Annotated in this window: 23 protein-coding genes; 15 read left to right on the top strand and 8 right to left on the bottom strand. The window is 50.2% G+C overall.

The genetic code is table 11. From position 1 onward, the window contains the following. Positions 1-9 precede the first annotated feature (9 nt). The 9 genes from IPP66_01175 to IPP66_01135 all read left to right on the top strand — a co-directional run bounded on the left by IPP66_01175 (position 10) and on the right by IPP66_01135 (position 9,775). Positions 10-903 carry an FAD binding domain-containing protein gene (locus tag IPP66_01175; protein ID MBK9923878.1) on the top strand — a complete coding sequence of 298 codons (894 nt, stop codon included), beginning with the start codon at positions 10-12 and terminating at the stop codon, positions 901-903. Positions 904-953: 50 nt separating this feature from the next. Next, a complete protein-coding gene (locus IPP66_01170) occupies positions 954-1,370 on the top strand; it encodes a GxxExxY protein (protein MBK9923877.1) in 417 nt (138 codons plus the stop codon). Between the two features lie 107 nt (positions 1,371-1,477). Beyond that, entirely contained in the window at positions 1,478-4,360 is a 2,883-nt protein-coding gene (locus tag IPP66_01165) for a molybdopterin-dependent oxidoreductase (protein ID MBK9923876.1), read from the top strand. Then, the gene (locus tag IPP66_01160; protein MBK9923875.1) at positions 4,353-4,979 is read left to right on the top strand and encodes a hypothetical protein; all 627 of its coding nucleotides are present in this window, start codon (positions 4,353-4,355) and stop codon (positions 4,977-4,979) included. Before IPP66_01165 ends, IPP66_01160 begins: the two co-directional genes overlap by 8 nt. Positions 4,980-5,420: 441 nt before the next feature. After that, complete coding sequence (locus IPP66_01155) at positions 5,421-5,747, top strand: hypothetical protein (protein MBK9923874.1); 327 nt, start codon at positions 5,421-5,423, stop codon at positions 5,745-5,747. A 643-nt stretch (positions 5,748-6,390) separates the two neighbouring features. Continuing rightward, on the top strand, positions 6,391-7,074 hold the full coding sequence (locus tag IPP66_01150) for a response regulator transcription factor (protein MBK9923873.1): 684 nt from the start codon (positions 6,391-6,393) through the stop codon (positions 7,072-7,074). An 11-nt stretch (positions 7,075-7,085) separates the two neighbouring features. Continuing rightward, positions 7,086-8,222 (top strand): HAMP domain-containing protein, encoded by a 1,137-nt coding sequence (locus tag IPP66_01145; protein MBK9923872.1) that lies wholly within the window; start codon positions 7,086-7,088, stop codon positions 8,220-8,222. 126 nt (positions 8,223-8,348) lie between these two features. Beyond that, a complete protein-coding gene (locus IPP66_01140; GenBank protein MBK9923871.1) occupies positions 8,349-8,834 on the top strand; it encodes a hypothetical protein in 486 nt (161 codons plus the stop codon). A 104-nt stretch (positions 8,835-8,938) separates the two neighbouring features. Then, positions 8,939-9,775, top strand: coding sequence for a thioesterase family protein (locus IPP66_01135; protein ID MBK9923870.1), 837 nt, complete (start codon positions 8,939-8,941; stop codon positions 9,773-9,775). A 48-nt stretch (positions 9,776-9,823) separates the two neighbouring features. Here IPP66_01135 and IPP66_01130 read toward each other — a convergent pair whose 3' ends face one another. Further along, positions 9,824-10,696 (bottom strand): alpha/beta hydrolase, encoded by an 873-nt coding sequence (locus IPP66_01130; GenBank protein ID MBK9923869.1) that lies wholly within the window; start codon positions 10,694-10,696, stop codon positions 9,824-9,826. Positions 10,697-10,895: 199 nt separating this feature from the next. Between IPP66_01130 and IPP66_01125 the strand changes: the two genes are divergently transcribed. From IPP66_01125 to IPP66_01105, 5 genes are all read left to right on the top strand, one after another. Continuing rightward, positions 10,896-11,306, top strand: a complete 411-nt coding sequence (locus IPP66_01125) for a YjdF family protein (protein ID MBK9923868.1) — start codon at positions 10,896-10,898, stop codon at positions 11,304-11,306. 67 nt (positions 11,307-11,373) lie between these two features. Beyond that, positions 11,374-12,642 (top strand): threonine synthase, encoded by a 1,269-nt coding sequence (gene thrC / locus IPP66_01120; GenBank protein MBK9923867.1) that lies wholly within the window; start codon positions 11,374-11,376, stop codon positions 12,640-12,642. After that, on the top strand, positions 12,639-13,832 hold the full coding sequence (locus tag IPP66_01115) for an AI-2E family transporter (GenBank protein ID MBK9923866.1): 1,194 nt from the start codon (positions 12,639-12,641) through the stop codon (positions 13,830-13,832). Before thrC ends, IPP66_01115 begins: the two co-directional genes overlap by 4 nt. A 39-nt stretch (positions 13,833-13,871) precedes the next feature. Continuing rightward, on the top strand, positions 13,872-14,804 hold the full coding sequence (locus IPP66_01110; GenBank protein ID MBK9923865.1) for a glycosyltransferase family 2 protein: 933 nt from the start codon (positions 13,872-13,874) through the stop codon (positions 14,802-14,804). A gap of 80 nt (positions 14,805-14,884) precedes the next feature. Beyond that, positions 14,885-16,288, top strand: a complete 1,404-nt coding sequence (locus IPP66_01105) for an MATE family efflux transporter (GenBank protein MBK9923864.1) — start codon at positions 14,885-14,887, stop codon at positions 16,286-16,288. Here the strand turns inward: IPP66_01105 and IPP66_01100 are convergent. The 7 genes from IPP66_01100 to crtI all read right to left on the bottom strand — a co-directional run bounded on the left by IPP66_01100 (position 16,233) and on the right by crtI (position 24,660). After that, the gene (locus tag IPP66_01100) at positions 16,233-17,051 is read right to left on the bottom strand and encodes a lycopene cyclase domain-containing protein (protein MBK9923863.1); all 819 of its coding nucleotides are present in this window, start codon (positions 17,049-17,051) and stop codon (positions 16,233-16,235) included. The two genes, IPP66_01105 and IPP66_01100, sit on opposite strands and share 56 nt — an antisense overlap. A gap of 128 nt (positions 17,052-17,179) precedes the next feature. Continuing rightward, positions 17,180-18,475: a cytochrome P450 gene (locus IPP66_01095; GenBank protein ID MBK9923862.1), complete on the bottom strand. Its 1,296-nt coding sequence runs from the start codon at positions 18,473-18,475 to the stop codon at positions 17,180-17,182. Next, positions 18,472-19,836 (bottom strand): deoxyribodipyrimidine photo-lyase, encoded by a 1,365-nt coding sequence (locus IPP66_01090; protein ID MBK9923861.1) that lies wholly within the window; start codon positions 19,834-19,836, stop codon positions 18,472-18,474. Before IPP66_01090 ends, IPP66_01095 begins: the two co-directional genes overlap by 4 nt. Next, entirely contained in the window at positions 19,833-20,501 is a 669-nt protein-coding gene (locus IPP66_01085; GenBank protein MBK9923860.1) for a hypothetical protein, read from the bottom strand. Before IPP66_01085 ends, IPP66_01090 begins: the two co-directional genes overlap by 4 nt. 23 nt (positions 20,502-20,524) lie before the next feature. After that, the gene (locus tag IPP66_01080) at positions 20,525-21,754 is read right to left on the bottom strand and encodes an MFS transporter (protein ID MBK9923859.1); all 1,230 of its coding nucleotides are present in this window, start codon (positions 21,752-21,754) and stop codon (positions 20,525-20,527) included. Between the two features lie 47 nt (positions 21,755-21,801). Next, complete coding sequence (locus IPP66_01075) at positions 21,802-23,121, bottom strand: MerR family transcriptional regulator (protein MBK9923858.1); 1,320 nt, start codon at positions 23,119-23,121, stop codon at positions 21,802-21,804. Between the two features lie 3 nt (positions 23,122-23,124). After that, complete coding sequence (crtI, locus tag IPP66_01070; protein ID MBK9923857.1) at positions 23,125-24,660, bottom strand: phytoene desaturase; 1,536 nt, start codon at positions 24,658-24,660, stop codon at positions 23,125-23,127. A gap of 166 nt (positions 24,661-24,826) precedes the next feature. Between crtI and IPP66_01065 the strand changes: the two genes are divergently transcribed. Further along, positions 24,827-25,774, top strand: a complete 948-nt coding sequence (locus IPP66_01065; GenBank protein ID MBK9923856.1) for a phytoene/squalene synthase family protein — start codon at positions 24,827-24,829, stop codon at positions 25,772-25,774. Positions 25,775-25,796: the final 22 nt, after the last annotated feature.

Genomic DNA, 25,796 nt, shown 5'->3' with positions numbered 1-25,796 from the left:
GCACCACCAATGAACCTTTGGCAGAATTACATTCGACCCAAAAATTTAACCGAAGCCATGGACGCGTTGGCGAACGCGCCACGTCCGTTGCTTCCCATCGCTGGGGGAACCGATCTTCTTCTCGACCTTGAACAAGGCCGTCATGCTCCCGTCCAAACACTTGTGGATGTGACTTCCATCGCTGAGATGACTCTCCTCGAGCAAAGAGGGGATGAACTCTTCATCGGTGCCTCCGTCCCGGTCAACCGCGTCGCGACCAACCCCAAAGTTGCCCATCACGCCCAAGCTTTAACCGAAGCCTGCAACCTGATCGCCGGGCCGCAAGTCCGCAATGTGGCAACGCTTGGAGGCAATGTCGCGCACGCCCTCCCCGCCGCAGACGGGACGATTGCACTGCTGGCGTTGAACGCGCAAGTGGAAGTCGCAAGCACAACGGGCACACGTCGCATCCCATTCAAAGAATTATTTTTGGGGCCGGGTAAATCATCTCTCAAGCATGGTGAAGAACTTATCGTTGGCTTTTACGTTAAGACCTCCGAGTTCTTAAAGAACTCGGAGGTCTCGCGCGTTGCCTCCTGTTTCAAACGCATCATGCGTCCGCAAGGCGTAGCACTTCCCATCTTGAACTGCGCCGTCTGGCTTGATCGCGAGAACGACAGTATCAAAGATATTCGCATTGCCATCGGCCCCGGCGGCGGGACACCCTTCCGTGCCACCCAAGCCGAAGATACTTTACGTGGAGGAACTCTCAACGAAACAACATTTGAATCCGCGCTCGAAGCCTTGCTCGCCCAAGCCAAGTTTCGCACGAGTGCAAGAAGAGCCAGTGCCGATTATCGTCAGCATATTGTCAGCGGGTTGTTTAGGGATGTGGTTGAAACGGCGTGGTCGAGAGTAGACTAACCACTGAGACACTGAGATTTAAAAGGTCTTTCTTGGCGAAAGGATTGGCAATGCAACGTAACTTTCCTGTTCTGCAGAATAAGAATAATCAACCGCTATTGGAAAAAGACTTAACCGATAAGATCATCGGCGCGGCGATTGAAGTTCATAAGATACTTGGACCTGGATTACTAGAGTCAGCTTATCAAGTATGCATGGAGCATGAAAGTAAGTTGAGAGATATTCCTTTTGAACGTCTTGTAGATTTACCTTTGAATTACAAAGGTCTTGATTTGGATACTGGTTATGTAATTGACCTTGTTTATGACAAACGTGTAATCGTTGAATTGAAAGCCGTAGAGCGCGTTATCCCTGTTCATGAAGCGCAATTGTTGACTTATATGAAACTGACGGGGATTCGTGTTGGATTATTGCTCAATTTCAATGTCCCTGTTTTGAAAGACGGTATTTATCGCCGAGTTCTCTGATGGAGTGCGGCGCAGAAGCTAACCACTGAGCCACAGAGACACTGAGAAAATGAATTAAAAATCTCCGTGCCTTAGTGTCTCCGTGGTTAGAATTTTTGAGGTGAATTATGAATAACAAAATTACTCTTACTGTAAATGGACAACAACATACTCTCGAAGCGAAGCCGAATGAGACATTATCGGATTTGTTGCGCTATCGTCTGCGCCTCACAGGGACAAAGATCGGTTGCGAAGAAGCAGAGTGTGGCGCGTGTACTGTGCTTGTGGATGGTGAGCCGGTGGTCTCGTGTATTTATCCTGCCGCGCGAGCGGATGGGAAAGCGATTGTGACTATCGAAGGACTTGCTCAGCGTGTGCATGAAGAGATGAAATTACATCCTCTTCAAGAAGCATTCGTTGAGCATGGCGCTGTCCAATGCGGATTCTGCATCCCTGGGCAGATCATGACGGCGTATGCGTTGCTCAAGCGGAATCCAAACCCGAACAGTGACGAGGTCCGTTTTGCGTTGAAGGATACGCTATGTCGTTGTGCGGGATATCCGACGATCGAGAATGCGATCCTTGCCGCGGCAGAGTCATTGCGGACGGGGGAACCTGTCAAGAAGCCGTCTCATATTCCTGATTCAATTCACCAACATGATTCCGTTGGACATACACACACACGTCACGATGGCATTGAGAAAGTGAATGGTACAGCCATCTTTACCGATGACCTTGTGTTCGATGGCATGTTGTTTGCCAAAGCGAAACGCGCGGGAATTCCGCATGGGATATTGAAGAGACTCGATGTATCGAAGGCGAAAGCACTCAATGGTGTTGTAGCAGTTCTCACTGCGGAAGATATCAAAGGTGAACGCACGCATGGATTGGTCATCTTCGATTGGCCGGTGATCGTGGGTGTGGGAGAACGCGTCCGCTATGTGGGGGATACGGTAGCGATCATAGCGGCAGAAACGCTTGAGATCGCCGAGCAGGCGTCGGCTTTGATCGAAGCGGAATTTGATCTCCATCCAGTGATCACAAATCCAGTGCAGGCACGTCAGGATGGAGTCGAGCAAATCCATGCGAACGGAAATTTGCTTAAGCACATCAAGGTACGCAAGGGCGATATGGAGCAGGGCTTTGCCGAAGCGGATGTGATCCTTGAGCATACGTTCCACACGGCGACGACCGACCACGCGTTCATCGAACCTGAATGTAGTATCGGTGTGCCGCTGGCTGACGGGCGCATGGAAATTTATTGTGGATCGCAGATCCCGTATCAGGATCGGACGCAAGTGGCGCGCGCGATGGGTTGGGATGAGGCGCGGGTGCGCATTGTGGGGCAGTTGATGGGCGGCGGTTTCGGCGGCAAGGAAGACATCATGGGGCAGATCCATGTGGCGATGCTGGCGGACGCGACGCAGCGACCCGTGAAGTTGTTGTTCGACCGGCATGAAAGTTTGGTGGTGCATCCGAAGCGGCATGCCACGCAAATCCGCGTGAAGATCGGCGCGAAGAAAAATGGACGCATCGTGGCGTGCGAGTCGGAACTCTATGGCGATACGGGCGCGTATGCGTCGCTCGGTGAAAAAGTGATGACGCGCGCCACCACACACTCGGCAGGTCCGTATGATATCGAACACGTGCGTGCCGATTGTTATGCCATGTACACCAACAATCCGCCCGCGGGTGCGTTCCGTGGATTCGGTGTGACGCAATCGGCGTTCGCGGTCGAGTCGATGATGGATATGCTCGCCGAGAAATTGAACATGGATCCCGTTGAACTGCGTCGTATGAATGCGTTACATGTTGGGAGCATCACGAATACAGGACAGGAATTACGCGAGTCGGTGGGATTGATGGAATGCATTGATAAAGTGGATGCGGAGATGCGGAAACACAATCCGCTTCCTTTCAAGCCGATAGTTGTTTCTTCCTCACAAGCCTCCGCGCTGAGCGGAGCCGTAGGCGTAGTCGAAGCGCAAGTTGCAAGTCGTCCTTCGACTGCGCTTCGCTCCGCTCAGGACGGAAGTTTGGTTCGTGCATGGGGTTTTGCGGCGGGATACAAGAACACGGGGCTTGGCGGCGGAGCGCCTGACAAATCTGGTGCGGACGTGGAACTCTACGAAGACGGGACTTTCCAAGTCCGCAGTTCGGCGGCAGAGATGGGGCAGGGACTGGTCACCGTGATGCGTACCATTGTCGCGGAGGAAATGTCGGTTTCACCTGACCGAGTCAAAGTGTTGGTGATGGATACGGACTTGACTCCCAATGGCGGTCCGACCACGGCATCACGTCAAACCTTTGTCACAGGGAATGCATCCCGTTATGCGGCGAAGACTCTGCGCGACCAGATCACGGCGGTCATGGCAGAGAAATATGACATCCGCCCTGAACAGATCCGCTATGAAGATGGGATCGTCCATGTCAATGGAACTTCATTGACCTATGCAGAAGTCTACAAAGAAATGAACGCCCTCGGACAACAGCCGCGCGTCCGCTATGAATACGAAGCGCCGAAGACCCAGCCGCTCGGCACAGGCGGTGACATGCACTTCGCCTTCTCGTTCGGTGTCCAAGCCGCTGAAGTGGAAGTGAACAAGTTGACAGGTGAAGTGCGCGTGCTGCGAGTCATCTCTGCCAATGACGTGGGCATGGCGGTCAACCCGCTGGGTTTGCAGGGGCAGGTCGAAGGCGGCGTGATGATGGGACTCGGCAATGCCCTCACTGAGGAGTTCATCGTCGAAGATGGCTATGTGGTCACTGACCGACTGGCGCGTTATCGCATCCCTGGCATTATGATGACGCCTGAGATCATATCCATTATCGTGGAGCATCCCGTGGAGGCAGGTCCCTATGGTGCGAAGGGAGTGGGCGAGATGTGCAGTATCCCCACCACGCCCGCGATCACGAACGCGATCTACAACGCGGTCGGTGTGCGGGTGGATAAATTGCCTGTGGATCAGGAGGTCATTGCGCGGGAGATTTGGGAGATGAAGAATGAGTGAAGTACCGCGAATGAGTTTGGAAACTTTGACTGATTTGATTGAACAATTCCTGCCAGTTCAGGAGTGGGGCTTTACTGAGAATGTGAGAGTCGAAGCAAAGGAACCATTTGTTATTTATAACTCAGAATGGTGTCGTATCAGATTTTTTCTTGAAAGGGATAGATATGAAGAATACTTACATATTTCCTATGGTCGGTTACATGCCCAGAATTCTAGTCGGATAATGAAATGGAATGGTAAAGATTGCCGTTGTTGGTTCGATTATCGTGATCTTCCCTTAATTTTCAGCTTTCTTGACGATTTGTCTCCGCATGAGGCTTACAGAGCATTTTTTTCATTCTACGAAAAAGATAGTCCAAAGCATCCATTGTTTCAAAAAGACCTTGATTCTAGAAATTCAAACACCGTGTCTCTTTCAATAGAATCACGTACTGGGGAATCTCTAAAATTTCATTCTTCGATTTGGTCCTATTACAAAATTCGCTTTTTTGAATTGTTTGACCTGCGCCGCCCAGATTTGTGGGAGAAATATGCTAATTTCCTGAGAGATGCCTTCGAGCCAGATGATTATGAAAGATACTTTCCACCAGGTAAATTACCTGAATATCAGGTTTGTTGAGGCATGGACGGTACAGTGTCAATGCTGACTGATGTCCGCGTGGATAAGGTGCCCATGGATTAAGATGTCATTGCGCGGGAGATTTGGTGGAGGGAAGGGATGAGCGACGATAATTCAAAATCACTTAAGCAAGAGAATGATGGTTTATTGGAACTAATTAACAAGAACATGGATCTAGAGCGGTGAGGATTTGTTCAAACTTATTCTAGTATTACTAGAGATACCCTTCCCTTTACTCTTATTTATGATTCTCAACAGTGTCGTATAAAGTTTGAATACAATACTGTTGATTACGGACACGTTTATCATAATCGACGAGAGACACAAATTTGGTATGGCAGATTGTACACGTTGAGTGATAGTCAGAATAGATTTGAGCCTAGGAAAAAAACTATATATTGGCATTCGATATATTACGATGTACTCAAATTTTTAGCTGGCATGTCACCTGAAGAAGGAATATATACTGCTAAAGAGGAGATTCCAATACTTCAGGAGTTTAAGAAATCAAATCTAAATCAAATTTTGCCAAGCGAAAGACAATTTTCAGGCGTAATCTTAGATTTAAGGCTTCATAATAGGATATGGGAATATTACGAAAAAAACTTCTTTGATATATTTGATGTTCGAAATCCTGCCGTATGGGGAAAGTACGTCATTTTTCATAATGAAACTCAGCGGCTTTTGTATGAAAATTGGAAAAGACAAGAAAAGATGTATACGCCATTCAAACAATTTGATGATTTTGCGCCCGATGAGCTTTGGTGAAGATTGGTGAGGTTAATGTCGAATAGTAAGGATAGATTGCCTGTGGATCAGGAGGTCATTGCGAGGGAGATTTGGGAGAGGAAACCTAGCAAAGAATAGTGACCATGTTTAACTTGATACGATATTTCTTTGCAATCATATTTCTCTTTGCAACCATAGGGCTAGGAATTAAAGGCGGTATGGTTGGGATACAGAGCACTGGCGAACTGCAAAATCATAAGAAACGTGCAATTTATTATTCAATGGCAACGTTTTGTGGATTGATTAGCTTCGAAATTTATTATCCAATATTGGCTGGTTTGATTTGTGTGCCGATACTTTTACTAGCGATTTGGTTTGAGTACTTAACAGCCATTTCATTGATAAATAAAAAGTAAAACGGGACTCTCAAGGTTTCAAGCCTGAGGGTCCGTTTTGGTTAAGATGTCTAACCCCCACCGCCCTTCGGGCACCTCCCCCAAATACGACGAGAAAAAATTGGTATGCGTCTAAAGAGTTTAAATCGTCGTATTTGGGGGAGGCTGGGATGGGGTAAGCATGAGAGTCCGTTTTTCTTTACCAAATCTTTACAAAACGTTTGAACCAACTGCACAAACCAGAGCTACACTCCAGTCGATACCATGGTCTGGAGTAGAATCAATTCATGACAAAAATTCTCGTGGTCGACGATGAACCGTCCATTATTAATCTGGTCAGCGCGTATCTCAAGCCAGAAGGGTACGAGGTCTATACCGCCGCTGATGGGAATGCAGGTTTGAAAGCCGCACGTGCTTTCAAACCTGATCTGATCATTCTCGATCTGATGCTGCCTGGCATCGACGGCATCGAAGTGCTCTCCCGTCTGCGCCGCGAATCGGATGTGTATGTCATCATGCTCACGGCCCGTACCGATGAGACCGATAAGATCGTCGGGCTTTCGGTGGGGGCTGATGATTACGTCACGAAGCCGTTCAGTCCGCGTGAGTTGGTGGCGAGGGTCAAGGCGGCGTTAAGGCGTATTAAAACAGATACAGCCTCGGGCGAGGAAAGAAGCGTGCTCTCGTTCAAGCATGTCCGCATCGATGTAGGCGCACATACTGTCAGCGTGGATGATGTCCCTGTTGAGTTGACATCCATCGAATTCGATCTTCTGCGTGCCCTCGCTGAGAATCGCGGACGTGTCCTTTCGCGCGAACAACTGCTTGAAAAGATTTGGGGCGCAGAATATTTTGGCGAGATGCGCGTGGTGGATGTGCATCTTGGGCATGTGCGTCAAAAACTTGGGGATGAAGCGTTGATCGCCACGGTGCGCGGTGTGGGGTATCGTTTTGAAGATGAACCTCTCTAGAAAGTGATCCTATGAAATATATTGATGAACGTCTCAGCGCAAAATTATTTCTTGCCAATCTCGCTGTCATTCTTGTGGGTGTGGTCATCCTTGCGATCACCATTCAATTGACAGTGCCTGCCGCGTTCAATAATCACTTGGGGATGATGGCCAATAATGGCATGGGGATGATGGGGCAGGGACAGGGGCAAGGGCCGGGCTTTGGCAGAACGTTGTTCGAAAATTTTCGCGCCAGTATGTTTCAATCGTTGGGATATGCCGTGACAGCCTCCGTGCTCGCCGCGTTACTAGTGAGTTTGTTCTTGAGTCGCCGTATTGTTGAGCCTGTGCGCACGCTCATCGACGCGTCACAGCACATTGCAGATGGGCATTATGAGGAACGTGTACAAGTCAACGGTTCCGATGAGATCGCACAACTCGCAACGCGTTTCAATCAAATGACCGCACAGCTTGAGCAGGTCGAGTTGATGCGGCGTCAACTCATCGGTGATGTCACACACGAATTGCGCACGCCCCTCACTTCCATCAAGGGTTACATGGAAGGTCTTGTGGATGGCGTGCTTCCCTCCACCCCCGAAACGTTCGATCAAATCCATCGAGAGGCAGATCGCCTTTCCCGTTTGGTCGATGATCTGCAAGAACTGAGTCGTGTGGAAGCCAAAGCCTATTCTTTGGACCTCCGCTCCGTGACCGTTCCCGATCTCGTGCAGACGACCGTTAAACGACTCTCGCCTCAAGCGAATGCCAAACGCATCAACCTCCGCTCAAGCCTGCCCGCTGACCTTCCGCCGCTCCAAGCTGACGAAGACCGCATCACGCAGGTGCTGGTCAACCTGGTGGCGAACGCCATTCAATACACGCCTGAGGGCGGTGATGTGACCATCTCCGCCGCACGTCAGGCTGATGAGATCCATGTCTCAGTGAAAGATACGGGCATTGGCATCCCACCTGAACATCTTGCGAATCTCTTTACCCGCTTCTATCGTGTGGACAAGTCCCGTTCGCGCAGTGCGGGTGGTGGCTCAGGGATCGGTCTCACCATAGCCAAACATCTTGTCGAGGCGCATGGCGGTCACATCTGGGCAGAATCCACGGGCGACGGGCAGGGGAGCACGTTTACTTTCAGCCTGAAAGTTGCCAAAGAATAAGGCGTAAGCCTTATTCTTCTTTTCCCAATCTTGAAGTCTTCTTTATCAAACCTTTACATTCTAGTTGTATCCTTTGAGTGTAAGTCAGGCAGAACCTGAAAATTCACTCAAAAGGAGTATAAGATAATGAAAAAGACAATTTTGGTCGTTGGTTTGCTGGTGGCGGTACTCGCAGTGTTCGGTGTCGGTGTCGCTTTTGCACAAGGTCCTGCACCATATGGTGGTAATGGCCCAATGATGGGGAACGGCGGCGGCTATTTGCACACGTATATGGTCACTGCTTTTGCCAAAGAACTCGGCTTGACCGTTGAAGATGTCAACGCCCGCCTTACGGCTGGTGAGAGTATGTACGATATTGCCATTGCAGACGGTGTCAAAGCCGAAGATTTCCCTGCGCTGATGGTGACCGTCCGCACGGCGGCATTGGATGCGGCTGTGAAAGATGGCGTGATCACTCAGTCACAGGCTGATTGGATGAAGTCTCGTGGTTTTGGTCAGGGCGGCAATGGGATGGGTACAGGAACCTGCCCGATGAATAACGGTGGCGGCTTTGGTCGCGGCGGCGGTATGATGGGCCGTGGCGGTTGGCAGAATCAACAAACCAACCCGTAACAGTTCGGTAAATAAAATAACTCGCGAAGGCAAATATCCTTCGCGAGTTGTTTTTTGTTAAGAGACCTAACAGGTCAGCATTTGTTTCAAGTACAATCAGCCGCATGTCAAAAATATTTACACGTTCATTCCGTGTGCGTTGGGGAGAGCTTGATCCCAGTGGGACAGTCAGCCCTGCAAATTATTTACGTTACCTTATCGAAACTGCCTGGGATTGGGGGACGGCGATGGGCTGGGATGTGAACTACAGCCAGAACCCTGATGTATTCTGGGTGATCCGCGAGACGGAGATTCGTATTATGCGTCCGTTGCGGCATAACGATGAGTTTGATCTCATCATTTGGATGGTCAACTGGCAAAGAGTCCGTGGGACGCGTTGTTTCGAGTTGAAGTTCAAAGATAGTGATGAGGTGATCGCACAAGGCACGCAACATATCGTCTACATGGATGCGAAGACAGGGCGACCGACGAATTTACCCGATGGAGAAGTAGATCGGTTTCGATTGGAGAATCCGCGCGTGTTTCCGTTTGAGCGCTTCCCGAAGATCGCACCTGTCGAAAATTCTTTTGTGATGCAACGACAAGTGGAGTGGATGGACTTGGACTCGTATGAGCATGTCAACAACGTGATCTATGTCAATTACGCGGAAGAAGTCGCCGCGCAGGATCTTGCGGCTCGGGGGTGGAGCCCAGTCAAATTGGCGGAGGCAGGCTTGAGCGTAGTCACGAAGCGAGCGCAGGTTCAGTATCTGTCCATTGCAAGTTGGGGCGAGACGTTGAACATATCCACGCACCAACTTGCTGTCAACGAGACGGGCGGTTCGCGGTATGTGGGCATCACGCGTGCAGATGGTTCGTCCGTGGCGGAATGCATCCTTGATTGGGAACTGGTGGATCGTAAAAGTGGGGAAGCGCGGTCTCTGCCTGATGAATTACCTTGAGCATATAAACAAAACGGACTCTCATGTTTGAGAGTCCGTTTTGTAAAACTATATGTCTTTGCCTGTTTTCACTAACAGAGAAATTCTGTCCGCGAGCTCTGAAGAGCGGTTCTCTTGTAAAAAATGTTTTCCTTCCACTTCGTGAATTTCGGCCTGAAGGTTGAGCACACGCTTCAAGTCGGCACCTTGAGTTTTAAGGCTTAGCTCTGTATCGTATTTGCCCCATATGATCTGTGCAGGGAATTTGCGGTCACGCAGAGGCAGAAGGATACGTTCTTCGAACTCGCGAGTCGTTTCGAACCTGCCCATGATCTTTCGGAATGCTTTTCCTCCATCATCCCGCATGAGCAATTCGCCGTATGCGCGGATCTCTGTATAACTGGGGCCTGCGAGGATGCCCTTCCAATGGAAGAAGGGGAAGATGATAGGGGAGTTCATTTGAAGCGACCAGAGATATCCCAACACAGGCACAGTAAAGGGACGCATGACCCAGGGCTTTTTGAATCCGTCCACTTTAACGAGCGTGTTCAAAACTGTGAGAGAAAGGATCCGTTCAGGGATGCGTCGTATCAGGTCAAAGCCAACGGGCCCGCCAAGATCGTGCACAACCAAATGGAACTTGTCGATCTTCGCGGCGTTCAAGGCTTTTTCCAACCATGCGGAGAGACCTGTCCACGTGTAATCGAAATTTTCTGGGCGGTCTGCCAATCCCATACCGGGAAGGTCCAACGCCACGCCTTCTAATCCGCGGCTCGCCAATTCGGGTAGAACCTTTCGATACAGATACGCGGATGAGGGAACGCCATGCAGGCATACCACTGTAGGTCCGTTACCTTGCCGCCAGATGTGGGTTGATGCGGTGCCGGGGATATTGAGACGTGTTCCTTTTGCGGACCATGCCTGGATGATGTCGCTGGTCAAGTTTTTCTCCTAAGGTGAATTTACAACAATAGTATGAGCTTTTCTAAATTGGAAATCTTACATGACTATCACTTTTATGCGTGATATACTCCGCGCATCTAAACTCAAACTTCTTTCCAACAATTGAATATCTATTTCCACTGGCGTGACGAATCCGCCAGTTTGTTGTGTTTTCAATTAATCATTATGGAGTTTACCCATGGAAGGCAAGTTGATAGTTTATTTTGACGATCCGTTTTGGGTTGGTGTGTTCGAGCGTGATGATGAAACAGGATTTCGCGTGTCGCGGGTTGTGTTTGGCTCTGAGCCAACGGATGCGGAGTTGTATGAGTACATTCAGCGCGAGTACAGTCACATTGATTTTGGGGAGCCGCTCAAGAATCAGGTGAAGATTGTCAGCAAGAAGAATTTCAAACGGATGCAGCGCGAGGTCCGCAAGGAAGTGTACGAAGAAGGTGTTGGGACGAAAGCCCAACAGGCGATGAAGCTACAAACCGAGTTGAACAAGAAAGAACGGCAGGTCATCTCCCGTGAACGGCAGGAGGAAGAGAAGGCGATGAAGTTCAAATTGAAGCAGGAGAAAAAGAAAGAAAAACGCCGTGGGCATTAATGGAAAAGGGACTCTCAAGGCTTCAAGCCTGAGGGCCCTCTTGGTTTATATCGGGTAAAATCAACGTATGGGAAAATTCGTCGGTTATCGTTGCTCTTTGTGCCAAACAGAATACGCTCCTGGTGAGGTGACTTACACTTGTCTGAAGGATGGTGGCAATTTGGATATTGTCCTCGATTACGAGGCCATCAAAGCCAAATACCAGCCAGAGGACATCCTCTCCCGGACCGATCCGTCGCTTTGGCGGTATCGTCCGCTATTGCCTGTTACCATGCCCGAAGGCGACTCGACTCCTCTCCATGTTGTGGGCGGGACCCCGGTATTCAAATTAACTTCTCTTTCCAAAAAACTTGGTTTAGAAAACCTGTGGCTAAAAGACGAATCGCGGAATCCCACCGCCTCGTTCAAGGACCGCGCTTCGGCCATCGTTGTAGCACGCGCAAAAGAGATCAAGGCTGAGGTCGTAGTCACCGCTTCCACTGGCAACGCGGGCGCGGCCCTCGCAGGCATGTCTGCGGCCGTGGGGCAAAAGGCCGTCATCTTTGCCCCGAAGTCTGCTCCACAAGCCAAAGTGGCGCAGTTGTTGATCTTCGGCGCGAAAGTCATTCTCGTTGACGGAACTTATGATGACGCCTTTGATCTGACAATCAAATGTGCAAATGAGTTTGGATGGTACTGTCGCAACACGGGCTACAATCCATTCACAGCGGAAGGTAAGAAGACCGCCGCCTTTGAGATCTGGGAATGGTGGGAAGAGACCCATCGTCAATGGCATGAAAAGGTTGGCGCAGATGTAGACCACTCACCTTTGACGGTCTTTGTCTCAGTGGGGGATGGGAATATCATCTACGGTATCCATAAAGGATTCAAAGACCTCGTCCAACTCGGTTGGCTTCCCCGTTTTCCGCGCATCATCGGTGTGCAGGCTGAAGGTTCTGCCGCTGTAGCCAATGCCTTCCACGGGAACACAGAGACCATCACGCCCGTCTCTGCAAAGACGATTGCCGATTCGATCTCCGTCGACTTGCCTCGTGATGGAGTGAGAGCGGTCCGTGCAGCGAAAGAAACCAATGGTACGTATATCACAGTAACTGACGATGAAATTTTGCAAGCCATTGCCGAGCTGGGTAAGGTTGGAGTCTTCCCCGAACCGGCTGGGGCGGCGGCTTATGCCGGGCTGGTCAAAGGAGCAGGTTCCGGCGTCGTAAGAGCCGAAGATCCCATCCTGGTGTTGAATACCGGTAGCGGTCTCAAAGATGTCCGTGCGGCCATGCAGGCTGTCAAAGAAGCTCCTATTATTGAACCAACTTTGAATGCAGTTAAAAAGGTCTTATGAAAGAAAATACTCAATGGTCTCTTACATTTCGATATGTGGCTGGCATTTTATTGTTTGCCGCATTTGTCGCTTTCTTGTTTTATGCGCATGAAGCTATAAAGAATTTTGTGATCGCCGGGTTTGTGGCGTATCTGTTGAGCCCCGCTGTTGAATATCTTAGAACACGTACGAAGATGCAACGCACAACGATTGTGAATCTGGTGTTCTTCTCATCGGTCATTCTTCTCGTTGGCATTCCCGCCGCGTTGACCCCTATTTTTTATGATGAAGTGAAGATCGTTGTGCAAGATGTGCTCGACCTTTCGACACAGATCAGCACGATGCTTGCGCAACCTGTATACATCGGGAACATCGTGTTTCACCTGGAAGGCTGGGCACAAAGCCTGGCGGGTGTGCAAAGTAATTTGTTGGCGCCATTGCCTGAGGAGATGTTCTCGTTCTTGGAGACCACATCGGTGGGGGTGTTGTGGCTTCTCGTGATCCTCGTGAGCATATACCTGTTACTGTCCTACTGGCCTGATATGCGCGAAAGCCTGTATTCCTTTGTTCAGCCGCCGTATCGACCGGAGATCAACGAGCTATACACACGTATTCGCAACATCTGGATGGCCTACCTGCGCGGACAGATCGTATTGATGTTGGTCGTTGGTGTTGTGTTCACGATCGTGTGGTGGATCATGGGCATCCCCGGTGCACTTGTATTGGGTATGATCGCAGGGTTGTTCACACTCGTGCCAGATGTGGGACCCTTGATCGCGGCTGTGCTTGCCGCCGCTGTGGCTTTGCTTGAAGGTTCCACATGGATACCCCTCTCCAATTTTTGGGTGGCGGGTATTGTGATTGCTGTTTACATTGTGCTGATCAACGCCAAGAACTTTTTCCTTCGCCCGATCATCATGGGGCGAAGCGTCCACATGAACGAAGGACTGGTCTTCATCGTCATCATCGTGGCGACCATTCTCGAAGGTATTCTCGGTGCATTGCTGATCGTGCCTGTATTTGCAACCCTCTCCATCATTATCAGATATTTGCGCCGAAAGATTTTGGGCCTTCCAGCTTTTGAAGATAATGAAAGCCAGCAGTTTGTCGCACCGCCTGAAAAGGTCAATCCACCCAAAAAGAAAAATAAAACTCAGGAAGTAAAGCCCGCTTCCGACTCGACGGAACCTGATTCAGCATCACAAGCCTGAACTCATTCTCGAACAGAATCCTGATCAAGAGAAAATCAAATGAACCCTACTTATTCGATCATTGCCCCTATTTTCAATGAAAAAGATAACATCGCTGAACTTCATCGCCGTGTCAGCGAAGTAATGGACTCCACCAACGAGCCCTGGGAACTCGTCCTCGTGGACGATGGCTCCACAGATGGTTCCACAGATATGATCCGTGAACTTGCTAAAAAAGACAAGCGTGTTCGCCCCGTCATCTTTGCTCGTAACTTCGGACATCAAGTAGCAGTCACCGCTGGCCTTGATTACTCTCGAGGGGATGCCATCGTGATCATCGATGCAGACCTGCAAGACCCGCCTGAACTCATCCTTGAGATGTCGAAGAAATGGAAAGAAGGCTACGAAGTCGTATATGCTGTCCGCGCCGAACGTGAGGGAGAATCGTGGTTTAAATTGTGGACCGCGTCAATGTTCTATCGCATCATCTATCGCATCACTGATGTGAAGATCCCACTCGATACGGGCGACTTCCGCCTGATGGATCGCAACGTGGTTAACGTGATGAACCGTATGCGTGAGAAGCATCGCTTCTTGCGAGGTATGTCTGCGTGGGTGGGATTCAAACAGATCGGTGTGGAATACAAACGTGCAGCGCGCAAGGCTGGCGAGACCAAGTATCCCTTCCGCAAGATGTTCCGCCTTGCGATCAATGCTGTCACAAGTTTCTCCTACTTCCCATTACAAGTAGCGACCTATTTCGGTTTTGCCTCTGCAAGTGTTGCCATCATTGCCATTCCTGTTGTTGCACTTCTGCGTTTAGCTGGAACACACTTCTTCGAGGGGCAAACCACCACATTGATCGCAGTCCTCTTCCTTGGAGGTGTACAACTCATCTCCCTTGGGATCCTGGGCGAATATATTGGCCGTCTGTATGACGAAGCCAAAGGCCGCCCACTGTATATTGTCCGGGAAGCACCCGAAGATAAATAAATGTAGAAGTCAGAATCGAAAATGCAGAACATAATCTGCATTCCAACTCTGCCTCCTGCATTCTACATCCTGTATCTCATATGTCCCTCTCCTTTTTCAAAGACCGTGCATTTCTGCGTGAAATGCTCAAAATTGCCATTCCAATTTCCCTGCAACAACTCATCAATGCATCTCTTAACCTGATCGATGTGCTCATGGTTGGCCAGTTGGGCGAAGCCTCCATTGCGGGTATCGGCCTCTCCAACCAGGTGTTCTTTGTCTTCATCCTCCTGCTCTTCGGACTGACCAGTGGCATGTCTATTTTTGCCGCGCAGTTCTGGGGCAGGCGCGAAATGGACCCCATCCGCAAAGTGCTGGGCATGAGCATTCTCAGTGCATCGGTCATTGCCCTTATTTTTACGATCGCCGCCACTGTCTTTACGCGCCCGGTTCTCAGTCTCTTCACCAATGACGCGAACGTGATCGATATTGGCTCGCAATATCTTTTCATCGTGGGTTTCTCCTACATTGCGGTTGCCATTACTACGTCATATGTTTCCACATTAAGAAGTATTCAACTCGTTGCCCTGACGGTTGTTGCGACCATTGTTGCGCTCATTTTTAAAACGATATTGGGAATCCTGCTCATTTTTGGGTATTGGGGATTCCCTGCCCTCGGGGTTAGCGGTGCGGCGATTGCTACCGCATCAGGCCGCGTATTAGAACTGATCCTGCTCCTCGTCTTGATCTACACTCAAAAGACCCCTCTCGCCGCCAACCCGTTGACCTTCTTCAAATTTGAATTCCCCTTCTTCCGCCGAGTTCTCCAAACCGCCTTGCCTGCTGTTGCCAACGAACTTTTCTGGTCTGTGGGCATTGCCACCTATAATGCCATCTATGCACGCATTGGCACGGAGGCGATCGCGGCCATCAATGTCAATGCGACCATTGAAGAGCTTGGCTTTGTTGTTTTCATAGGGTTGGGAAACGCCTGTGCCGTTATGGTGGGTAACCGTATCGGAGCGGGTAAAAAAGACGAAGCCTACGAGACCGTCAAACATATCGTAAGGTTAAGTGTCGTCTTTGCCTTGGTGATCGGAGCGATCGTAATTCTCGTGCGTGATATCGTGGCCGGTTGGTATAACCTTTCCCCCGAGGGTATCTATAACGTCCGCATGTTGATGTTGGTGATGGCAGGTGTCTTATGGATCCGCATGATCAACTTCACTACTTTTATCGGTGCCTTGCGTGCGGGTGGAGATACGATCTTTGCCCTCGTCATGGAGATCTGTTCCATCTGGCTCATCGGCGTCCCTGCCGCGTATATCGGCGCGTTCGTTTTGAAATTGCCTGTTTATTATGTATATCTCATGGTGGGTTTGGAAGAAGTTGCGAAGGCGGTCGTCAGCATCTGGCGATTCCGATCCCGCAAATGGATCCATGACCTCGTCAACTCTTCTGTAGACGAAGCCCCGCCTCTTTCCATGCCCGAAATTGTTCCTTGATCTCTGCAACCCTTCCCTCGCTGACGTTTGCCAGCAGGAGGGTCATACCGAATGTGATAAGAACATTCGTGATGAAGAAAAATAAAACTTCTTCGATGGGAAGGATGCCAAAGAACAAAATTCCTGTCGTCTGTGACTTTGAAATGGACCAGGTCGTATCTCTCAATGCAACGATATCCATCAGTGAGAGATACGTCCCTGGGACCATGATCGCCCAAAATACCAACTTACGATAATGCCAGAGAATATCAGCACCAAACAGAAGTTGGGGAAGAATCGCGGGTAAGGCCCAGAATAGGATGATGGACAGATACGTCCATTTTTCATCGTCGAAGAAAAAGAGATAAGTGAAGATCATCCAAACGACGATCAGTATGCCGCTGGATACTTGTATAAGTTTTTTGTTTGGCGCAAATTGTGCTGATGGGGGAGATAGCCTTCTCGATAAGAACCACCACCATAGCCCAGCAAGGATTGTTTCGACGACGAAGAACGTGTATTCTTCAATGGGGACATATCCAAGTACGATGCCTGTTACGAGATCGGGGTTGTAATACCAGACGCCCGTTGCTACGAGATAGTTATCCCACGGAGTAGTGTACGTCACTGCAAGTAAAACGTGAATACCAATCGCAGTCCACACGGCACGTCCATTACGGAAGCCGTGACTCTGTTTGCCGTTCCTGTTGTCCCATAGGGTGATGGCAAGGAAGATCAGAATGGGGATGAATACAAAACGAAGTAGAAATCCGAAATATGTCATAGTATCTTTCTAATTCGGTGGTTGAGTAGTGCTGAGCGTTCGTTGCGAAGGGCGTATCGAAACCACCACTAACTAAAATCTCTTTGATTACTTGGTGGTTTCGATACGGCAGCGAACAATCACGCCGCCTACTCAACCACCGAAAATCTTTTTGCTACCTTCATCATCACCCCCGGTCGCGGTTCCAATGTGGCGCCCATGTGGGTGTGGATCTTGTGATTCGTAAATTCAAATTTGTAATTGCGAAGTAACTCTGACATGACAATGCGCGCCTCGGCTTGACCGAACGCCGCACCGATACATGCCCGTGGCCCTCCACCGAATGGCACATATGAAAACGGCGGCGTCTTTCGTCCGTGGGCGAAACGTTCAGGGCAGAAGGATTCAGCGTTCTCCCAAATGGACTGGTCACGGTGGGTGAGGTAGATTGAATAGAACATCCTCTCATCTTTAGGGACATTCCCTTCTGTAAACTCCATCTCTTCTGCGATGCGGCGATTGCCGATATGGATAGGAGGATACAAACGCAAACTTTCTTTGATGACTTGGTCGAGCAATGGAGACTTGTCCATCGTGCTCACTTCATGAATTACACGTTGATGAACATCAGGGTGCTGGCCAAGCAAGGCGAACGTCCATGCCAGCAGGGCAGTGGATGTATCGTGTCCCGCGATGAGCATTGTCAACATTTGGTCGCGGATCACATCGTCGGTAAGCCCAGCATCTATCAAGTGTTGAAGAAGGTCGTTTGGACGGTGGACGGTGGACGACGGACCGACTGCTTCACGGTCTATGGTCAATCGTCTACGGTCTTCGATAATTCCATATAGATATTCATCCAACACCTTCAAGTGTTTACCAAACCCCAGCCTCGGCATCTTGCGCCAGATGATCCACATCCCAGGTGAGATGTATTCGATGGCTTTGAGGATGGGTGTCCAGATACGTGGCAGGTCATCCCATACATCTTTGTTGAACAGCGTTTCCATGATGATGAGCAGGGCGATTTTGCGGCTCTCGATGAGCATGTCCACTGTCTCGCCATCTTTCCATTGCGATGCAACGCGCTCAGTTTGAGAAATCATAATCTCAGTGTAATTGGGTAACTGTGACGGATGAAGTGGTGGCTCCATGAGTTTGCGATAACGGTCATGTTCTTCGCCATCGACGATCAATACGCCTTGACGTAACAGGTCCGTGACGGGATCGGTGTTCCGCCACAAAACCTTATTGCGTTCGGTGACTAACACTTTGCGGTTCGCTTCAGGACCAAAGACCACATATGGCTTGAACATCGGCAAGGGGATTTGAAAAAAGTAACCCACATGCTTTGCCATCACTTTCAATGGTCCAAGCGGTGAACCTTCTTTGAAAAGCGCGCTCAATGCGGCGCGCCCAGTTTCTGGAGAAATACTTTGTGTCATCGTGCTTTGATACTTTCCTTTGATAACTTATACGCTTGCAACGTTCTATCCTTATCTCGTTCAATAATCGGTCGTTCAGGATAGTCTTTTACTTTGATTCCCTTTTCCCACGGCGCATGAATGTCTTTCGCGTCCACGCCGCGCAACTCGGGAACCCACTTGCGGATGTACTCGCCGTTTGGGTCAAATTTGGCGCTTTGCAGAACGGGGTTGAACACTCTGAAATATGGTGCGGCATCAGTGCCTGTGCCCGCTGTCCATTGCCAGCCGCCATTGTTCGCTGCAATATCGCCATCAAGCAGATTTTCCATGAACCACGCTTCGCCCCAACGCCAATCGATCAACAAGTCCTTCACGAGATACGATGCAACGATCATCCGCGCGCGGTTATGCATCCAGCCGGTCTCTTTGAGTTGACGCATCGCCGCATCCACCACAGGGACACCTGTCTCGCCCCTCTTCCACGCTTCAAACTCTGACACATCGTTTCGCCACGGGATATTCGCCAGCGAAGGATTGAATGATGTCTTGGACACATACGGAAAGTGATACAGGATCTGAATATAGAACTCGCGCCAGATCAATTCATTCAACCAAGTTTCTGCACTTTTACGAGGTGCTTCGACTCTTGCCTTACCTTCAGCCTGTATCGCTGCACTGACAGCTTGTCTCAGTCCAAGCATTCCAAAACGCAGATAGGGCGACAATGATGATGTGCCATCTAAATCCATGCGGTTGCGGTTGTCACCATATTCATAGATGCGTTTATGCAAGAACTCTTCTAGCCGAACCAATGCTTCTTTTTCTCCCGCAGGGAAAAGTGGATTGACCTTGAAGGGTGGCAAAGGCTCGTTTGTGATCTCAAACGGTGTATTTATTTTTTCAGGTGCAGGATATAAGTTTAATTGCGCTGGAAGTTTTGCCTTCCATACTTTTGAGTACGGTGTGTAGACTGTATAAGGTTTACCATCTGCCTTCAAAACTGCATTCGGGTGATGGACAGTTTGTCCGTTGACGAGGTGGAGGGGGAGATGATGCTCGATCTCGAGGTCGCGTTTGCGGGCATAGGGAGTGAAGTCCTCTTCAGCGAAGATGGCGTCCGCTTTGGTTTCGTCCACGAGTTGTTTTAGAACATCAAGGGGACTGCCTTTACGGATTACGAGATACGAATTGCGTTCACGCAAATCCTTATCGAGTGCATGTAACCCTTCGTAAAGGAAATCTCTCCGACGGGGGGATTGGGAGGAAAAGGCCGGATCGATGATAAAGACCGGGAGGACCGAATCAACTCCGAGCGCGGAATGAAGCGCAACGTTGTCCGTCAGCCTTAAGTCGCGGCGAATCCACCAGATTGCTGTCATGCTGGTTGTGGTGCGGGGAGTTGTGTGTTCATCCACGTGATCTTGGCGATGGAGTGAGCCGATGCGGGACCCTCGTTGATCTTGATCGAGATATCTCCTGCGCGATTGAGCTCGAGGCGGCCTGCATTGCCTTTGTTGTCCTTTATGTTTAGAAAGCCGTAGGCGCGGATACGTGTGTTGCGAAAGATGGAGAGCGCCAATTCACTTGTGATGAGACCTTCGAACTCGGCTGTGTAGTTGCCAGATGTGAACGTGAATTTGGATGGCGCGGGCATACCGAGGCCGCGCAAGCCGACAGTGGTGCCTGTGATCGTTTCTGAACCTTGGAAGGTGTCACCATTGGGCATGACGGCTTGATAGGAAATATCGTAGTGCGGGGAGGTGCTGTTGAGTTTGGCTGTGACCGTTGCGCCTGTGATTGGGTCTGCTTCGCTGACAGTTTCACCTGCACGATTGAACTGTGGTTGATAGTAAGCACGCCCGAACGATGTGGATGATGTAACCGCATAGACCGCTGAGTATTCGAGCGCTTGGGCAGTCTGCTTTTTGGCAAGCGCTTCTGGAGCTTTGGCAAGCCATTCGGTCTTGTGCATACGGCGCACAATGTAACCGAGCAATGTGATGCCTTCGGGCGGTAACTCGTAACGGGCGGTTTCGATCAACATGGGGACTCCTTTTTGAAAGATAGCTAATCGTTCACGATAACGGGGGCGGGGATAGGCTCCTGTTTGAGGGAGATGACGATCGGATGGTTCAGGATCTTTGCTGAAACATAAATGGTTACACCGATCATAACGACCGCACCAAATGCGCCAGGTGACCAGGTACCGACTTTGTCGAGCAATGCGCCTCCAAGAATCGGGGCGATGATGCGCGTGGAACTTTCCACTGCGGCAGATAGACCGAGGATGCCGCCGATCTCATGCGGGGCAACGGCTTTGGTGAGCGTGCTGGAGAGCAACGTGTTAAGAATACCGCCAGATAAAGCCGTGGGCGTTAGAACGACCAATAACCAGAATACGGAGGGTACCAATGCCCAGCCAAACAGAGAAATGGCCATCAGTGCAACGGATGCCATGATGAGATGATCTTCACGGAAGCGAGCAGTGAGTTTGCCAACGAGAAATCCCTGCACGATGACAGATAACACGCCAACATAAGTGAGGACGAATCCCGTATCACGGGCAGACAGATTGAACTTGGCAAGCGCATAGAGCGAGAAGATGGTTTGGAAGATGGCGAATGCCAGACCAAAGAAGAAACGAGTGATAAGCAATGAACCCGTGAAAGGACGCTGCAAAGCGGTGAGAAGTGCGCCGAGGGTGACGGCGGGTTTCTTTTGTTCACCGATTTGCTCGCGCTTTTCTTTTGTCAGCGATTCAGGAAGCCAGGCATAGATCAGGATGAAGTTGAAGAACGACAAACCCGCTGCAACGAACGCAGGGACGTTGTATCCATACTGGCTCAACAACCCGCCAGTGACGGGGCCGATGATGAAGCCGATACCAAAAGCGGCGCCGATCAGGCCAAGTCCCTTGGCGCGGTTTTGGGCATCTGTTACATCGGAGATGTAGGCTTGTGCCACGCTCAGGTTGCCGCCAGTGATGCCGTCAATGATACGGGCGGCGAAAAGGATCCAAAGTGTATTGGCAAAGCCCAGCAACAGAAAGCCGAGGAAAGTGCCAAAAACACTGACCAATAAAATGGGACGACGTCCGTAGCGGTCGGAGAGGCGGCCGAGGATGGGTGCGCCGATCAATTGCATGAGGGCATATACAGCAATGAGTAATCCCGTTGTGAATTTGCTGGCGTTGAACGTCTCTGCATAATAAGGGAGCAAGGGCAGGATCAGGCTGAAGCCGAGCAAGTCAATGAAGACAACCAATAATATCGAGAAGAGAAGCTTGTTATTCATCAATTTCCTTTAGATGCGTATTTCGATTGATAGGCGGGTTGATAGTGCATTTATGCTTTCAGCTTTTGCATTTCAGCCCCCAACCATTCAGAGATGGGCTTGCCTTGGCCATTGATGTTCTTGTCTACAGCTTGGGAGTAGACTTCCATAAAGTTGACAAGTTGCTCGGGTTGTGTGGCGTGTGCGGTGAGGAGCATTTGCAACCAATCTATTTCGGCAGAGACGTGTGACATATCGCCCAGTTGCAGAGCGGCGGTGATCTGGTCGCCGAGGAAGTGCATGCCTGTGTTGACATCATCGGGCGAGATGGCGAGGGGTTGAAGGATTTCTTTGATCGAGGCTTCGATCTTTGTGCGTTTGGATGTATATGCCTGATGCGCGGCGATGTGTCCTTGTGATGCGGCTTTTTTTGCGTTGGGCACGACTTTGGCTTTTAGTATCTTTTCGATCTCACTGATTGCAGAACCAATGTCACTGCCTAGAAAGTGACCGGGGATATAGTCCATCAGGTTGGGGCGTAGATTGAAGATGCGCCCGCCAAAAGCGACAGGGATATCTTTGTTCACGAGAGCATGTGCGGTGCCTTGCAGTGTGGCGGCACTGATGAGTTGTTGTGCAACCAACAGGACCAAATCGGCTTTGGTGTCTCTGACAGTTTCTACGAAACGATCCGCAGGTACATTCGCGCCGAGGTAGATGACTTTGTATCCACGGCGGCGTAAGAGCAGAGCGATGAGAAGCGGCGTGAACGTGTGCCATTCGTCTGCAGGGCAACCGACAAGGATGGTTTCTTTTCGTGTCGGCGGGGGGGCAGCGCTGAGCAATGCATCGAGGCGGCGCATGGCGAGACCTGATGCGAAATGTTCCTGTTGCACGCTCAACTTATTTTGATACCAAAGGTTACCGATCTCAGACATCCCTTTTTGCAGAATATCGGTGCAAACGGATTCAACGGGAAAGACCGAGAACGCCTGATTGAGAATTTGCTCAGCGAGAACTTCATCGAAATCAGAGCAGGCACTGATCCAGTCCGCGCGCAGGGATGCGAGGTTTGAATCGGAGGAGACGGGAGGAACAGCTAAAGAAGAGGTAGATGCCATTGAGGCCGCACCAGCTAACGGGTCCGAGCCTGAGGCGATCTGTTCGTTCCACATATCCACGGCACGGGAGATGGAAAGCCCCTCGGCCTGTCGATTGATCAGCCACTTGATGGTTTCGATGTCACGTTGGGAGTACAAACGATGCCCGCCCGCCGTCCGGTTAGGGTTGGGAAGTCCATAGCGGCGTTCCCAGGCGCGTAAAGTGTCTGCGGCGAGACCTGTTTCTTTGAGAACGACCTTGAGGTTGTAGGCGGGCGTTGTACTGAACATGTTTTATCCTTGAGCGGGAGTTAGGTGGGGTTTGACCACCTTTTGTTCAGGTATTGTAACGCTTTCCTTCAAAATGCGCTCGGTTGTGAGCCTTGCAGATAAGAGAACAATCGGAAGTCCGGTGCCGGGGTGCGTGGATGCGCCTGCGAAGTACAGGTTCTTGTATTGTTTGTGACGGTTGTGCGGGCGGAGGTAGCCAACCTGCCAGAAATTGTGACTGAGCCCAAACGCCGCGCCTTTTTCGAGATTGAAGCGCTCTTTCCACACTTTGGGCTGGTACACGATCTCAAACTTGATGTGGTCCTTTAGGTCTGTTGCGCCCATCTCTTTGGCGAGGCGGTTGAACACGGTTTCGCGTGCGCGATTGACTAAAGCATCCCAATCCTGTTCGGTGCGTGCATCGAGGTGACCGACTGGTACGAGTACATAAAGTGTGTCCTGCCCTTCGGGTGCGGCGGCTTTGTCAGTGCGTGCTGGTGCATGGACGTAGAACGAAGGCACTTCAGGTAGTGTGTGATCGTTGAAGATCTGGTCGAACGAAGCTTTGTAGTCGCCGCCGAGGAATACGTTGTGGTGCGCGATCTGTGAGTACTCTTTGTCCACGCCCCAGTAGAACATGATCGTGGAGCAGGTGTAGAGTTTTTCATCGAGTTTCTTGGCTTCTTTTACATCGGGCAGAAGATTCTTGTAAATGTAGGGCAAGTCTGCATTGCCGACAAAGATATCGGATGTGAATGTGCGTCCATCTTGTAAGACTACGCCTAGCACTTTTTTGCCGTTGGTTTCAATATGCTTCACGGGTGCGTTGTAATGGAACTTGACTCCCAATTTCTCAGCAACTTTGACCAATGCCTGAATGCCGGCGTACATCCCGCCCATGGGATACCAAACGCCTTCGGCTAATTCGGTGTATTGAAGGAGCGAGTAGGTGGCAGGTGCGTCGTAAGGGCTGAGACCGAGATACATGTTCTGAAAAGTGAATGCGGCCTTGAGACGTTCATCTTTGAAGAAGCGACCTGTATTGGTGAAGTGCTTTTGAAGCGCTTTGAGTTGCACGATAAGCGGCAGGTTCTTCAAGCTGAAATATTCGAAGATGTTATAGAAGTTGCGCCCAACGAATTTCTCGAGCGAGATCTTGTAGTGCTTGCTTCCCTCTGCGATGTAACCGAGGAAACCAGTAAAAGCGGTCTTATCGACGGCCTCGAGTTGTTCTTGCATCTTGCCAATATCGGAAGTTAACTCCAAGCGCAAACCATCATCAAAGTGAACTTTATATGTGGGGTCAATGCGGCGCAGGTCGAGGTAGTCGCTCATCTTTTCACCGAGAGAGGCAAAAGTTTCCTCCCAAACCTCGGGCATGAGAAACAGGGTCGGACCAATATCGAAGCGGTGGCCATCCTGAACGATCTGGTTACAGCGTCCGCCGGGGGTCGCTTCTTTTTCAAGAACGGTTACATCGTATCCATTTTTGGCGAGACGGGCGGCAGTGGCTATTCCGCCGATCCCAGCGCCGATCACAATTGCAGTTGGTTTGTTCATGGTTTTCCTTTTACTTCCCTCTCCCGTTTTGGGAGGAGGGCATGGGTGAGGGCTAGTACAGTCATTATACATGTTGCACAGAATTTGTCAATGTATTTCTTTGCAAAACCTTGACAAATATGACAAGACACGTACAATATATAAATCCTGACCTTGGAGGTACACCATGCAAGTACAAGCCAACTGGGAGAACCAACTTCTCGCACTCGCTGGGAACATCCCACACCCGCATACCCGTCCCTTCTTTTCCTATTGGGCTGGTGATGCCACTCTTCGAATTGCGTATAAGCAAGCAGAGCAGATCACAGCCGAGCATTCCAAATCCTTTTACTTCGCATCAGGATTGCTCCCCGAAGAGAAGCGTTCCGCTGTCCGTGCTTTGTATGCGTTCTGCCGAACCGTGGATGACATCGTGGACGAGTCCACGGATGACCAGCGCGAGTCCCAACTCGATTACTGGCGTGGGATGATAGAGCACGCTTCTTTCTCGGACGATGACCTGGTCGCTGCCGCATGGGCCGATACCTTAACCCGATACCATATCCCGCGCCACTACGCCCTGCAATTAATTGATGGCGTCAACCGAGACCTGACCCAATCTCGTTATCAGACCTTTGATGAACTTGCTACTTATTGCTACGGCGTCGCTTCCACGGTTGGACTGATGAGCATGTACATTGTCGGGTTCAAGAAAAATGAAGCCGTGCCCTATGCCATCAAACTAGGCGTTGCCCTCCAAATGACCAACATCCTGCGTGACATCGGCGAAGACTACCGCAACGGACGCCTTTATCTCCCTCGCGAAGAACTTGCCTTCTACGGCATCCGTGAACAGGACATTGCCGAAGGTCGCATCACAGACAACTGGCGTCAGTTCATGAAATTTCAGATCGAACGTACACGTCAACTTTATGCTGAATCATGGGAAGGCGTGAAGATGCTCGAACGCGAAGGCCAACTCGCGATTGGTGCCGCATCCGTTTTTTATCAAGGCATTCTCGATGAGATCGAAAAGAACGATTACGACGTCTTCACCCAACGGGCAAGTTTGTCTGCAATAGGGAAGGTGAGCAAGATCCCTGCCTTGTGGTTGAAGATCAAGGCTTTGCAATAAAACCGTAGGAGCGACCCATTGG

This window comes from Candidatus Defluviilinea proxima, assembly GCA_016721115.1.
Classification (GTDB): Bacteria; Chloroflexota; Anaerolineae; order Anaerolineales; family Villigracilaceae; genus Defluviilinea; species Defluviilinea proxima.
This window is presented reverse-complemented; position numbering and strand designations above follow the sequence as displayed.

Coding starts and splice junctions, on each gene's coding strand:
- IPP66_01175 (MBK9923878.1), top strand. CDS start 10: ATGAACCTTTGGCAGAATTACATTCGACCCAAAAATTTAACCGAAGCC.
- IPP66_01170 (MBK9923877.1), top strand. CDS start 954: ATGCAACGTAACTTTCCTGTTCTGCAGAATAAGAATAATCAACCGCTA.
- IPP66_01165 (MBK9923876.1), top strand. CDS start 1,478: ATGAATAACAAAATTACTCTTACTGTAAATGGACAACAACATACTCTC.
- IPP66_01160 (MBK9923875.1), top strand. CDS start 4,353: ATGAGTGAAGTACCGCGAATGAGTTTGGAAACTTTGACTGATTTGATT.
- IPP66_01155 (MBK9923874.1), top strand. CDS start 5,421: ATGTCACCTGAAGAAGGAATATATACTGCTAAAGAGGAGATTCCAATA.
- IPP66_01150 (MBK9923873.1), top strand. CDS start 6,391: ATGACAAAAATTCTCGTGGTCGACGATGAACCGTCCATTATTAATCTG.
- IPP66_01145 (MBK9923872.1), top strand. CDS start 7,086: ATGAAATATATTGATGAACGTCTCAGCGCAAAATTATTTCTTGCCAAT.
- IPP66_01140 (MBK9923871.1), top strand. CDS start 8,349: ATGAAAAAGACAATTTTGGTCGTTGGTTTGCTGGTGGCGGTACTCGCA.
- IPP66_01135 (MBK9923870.1), top strand. CDS start 8,939: ATGTCAAAAATATTTACACGTTCATTCCGTGTGCGTTGGGGAGAGCTT.
- IPP66_01125 (MBK9923868.1), top strand. CDS start 10,896: ATGGAAGGCAAGTTGATAGTTTATTTTGACGATCCGTTTTGGGTTGGT.
- thrC (MBK9923867.1), top strand. CDS start 11,374: ATGGGAAAATTCGTCGGTTATCGTTGCTCTTTGTGCCAAACAGAATAC.
- IPP66_01115 (MBK9923866.1), top strand. CDS start 12,639: ATGAAAGAAAATACTCAATGGTCTCTTACATTTCGATATGTGGCTGGC.
- IPP66_01110 (MBK9923865.1), top strand. CDS start 13,872: ATGAACCCTACTTATTCGATCATTGCCCCTATTTTCAATGAAAAAGAT.
- IPP66_01105 (MBK9923864.1), top strand. CDS start 14,885: ATGTCCCTCTCCTTTTTCAAAGACCGTGCATTTCTGCGTGAAATGCTC.
- IPP66_01100 (MBK9923863.1), bottom strand. CDS start 17,051: ATGACATATTTCGGATTTCTACTTCGTTTTGTATTCATCCCCATTCTG.
- IPP66_01095 (MBK9923862.1), bottom strand. CDS start 18,475: ATGACACAAAGTATTTCTCCAGAAACTGGGCGCGCCGCATTGAGCGCG.
- IPP66_01090 (MBK9923861.1), bottom strand. CDS start 19,836: ATGACAGCAATCTGGTGGATTCGCCGCGACTTAAGGCTGACGGACAAC.
- IPP66_01085 (MBK9923860.1), bottom strand. CDS start 20,501: ATGTTGATCGAAACCGCCCGTTACGAGTTACCGCCCGAAGGCATCACA.
- IPP66_01075 (MBK9923858.1), bottom strand. CDS start 23,121: ATGTTCAGTACAACGCCCGCCTACAACCTCAAGGTCGTTCTCAAAGAA.
- crtI (MBK9923857.1), bottom strand. CDS start 24,660: ATGAACAAACCAACTGCAATTGTGATCGGCGCTGGGATCGGCGGAATA.
- IPP66_01065 (MBK9923856.1), top strand. CDS start 24,827: ATGCAAGTACAAGCCAACTGGGAGAACCAACTTCTCGCACTCGCTGGG.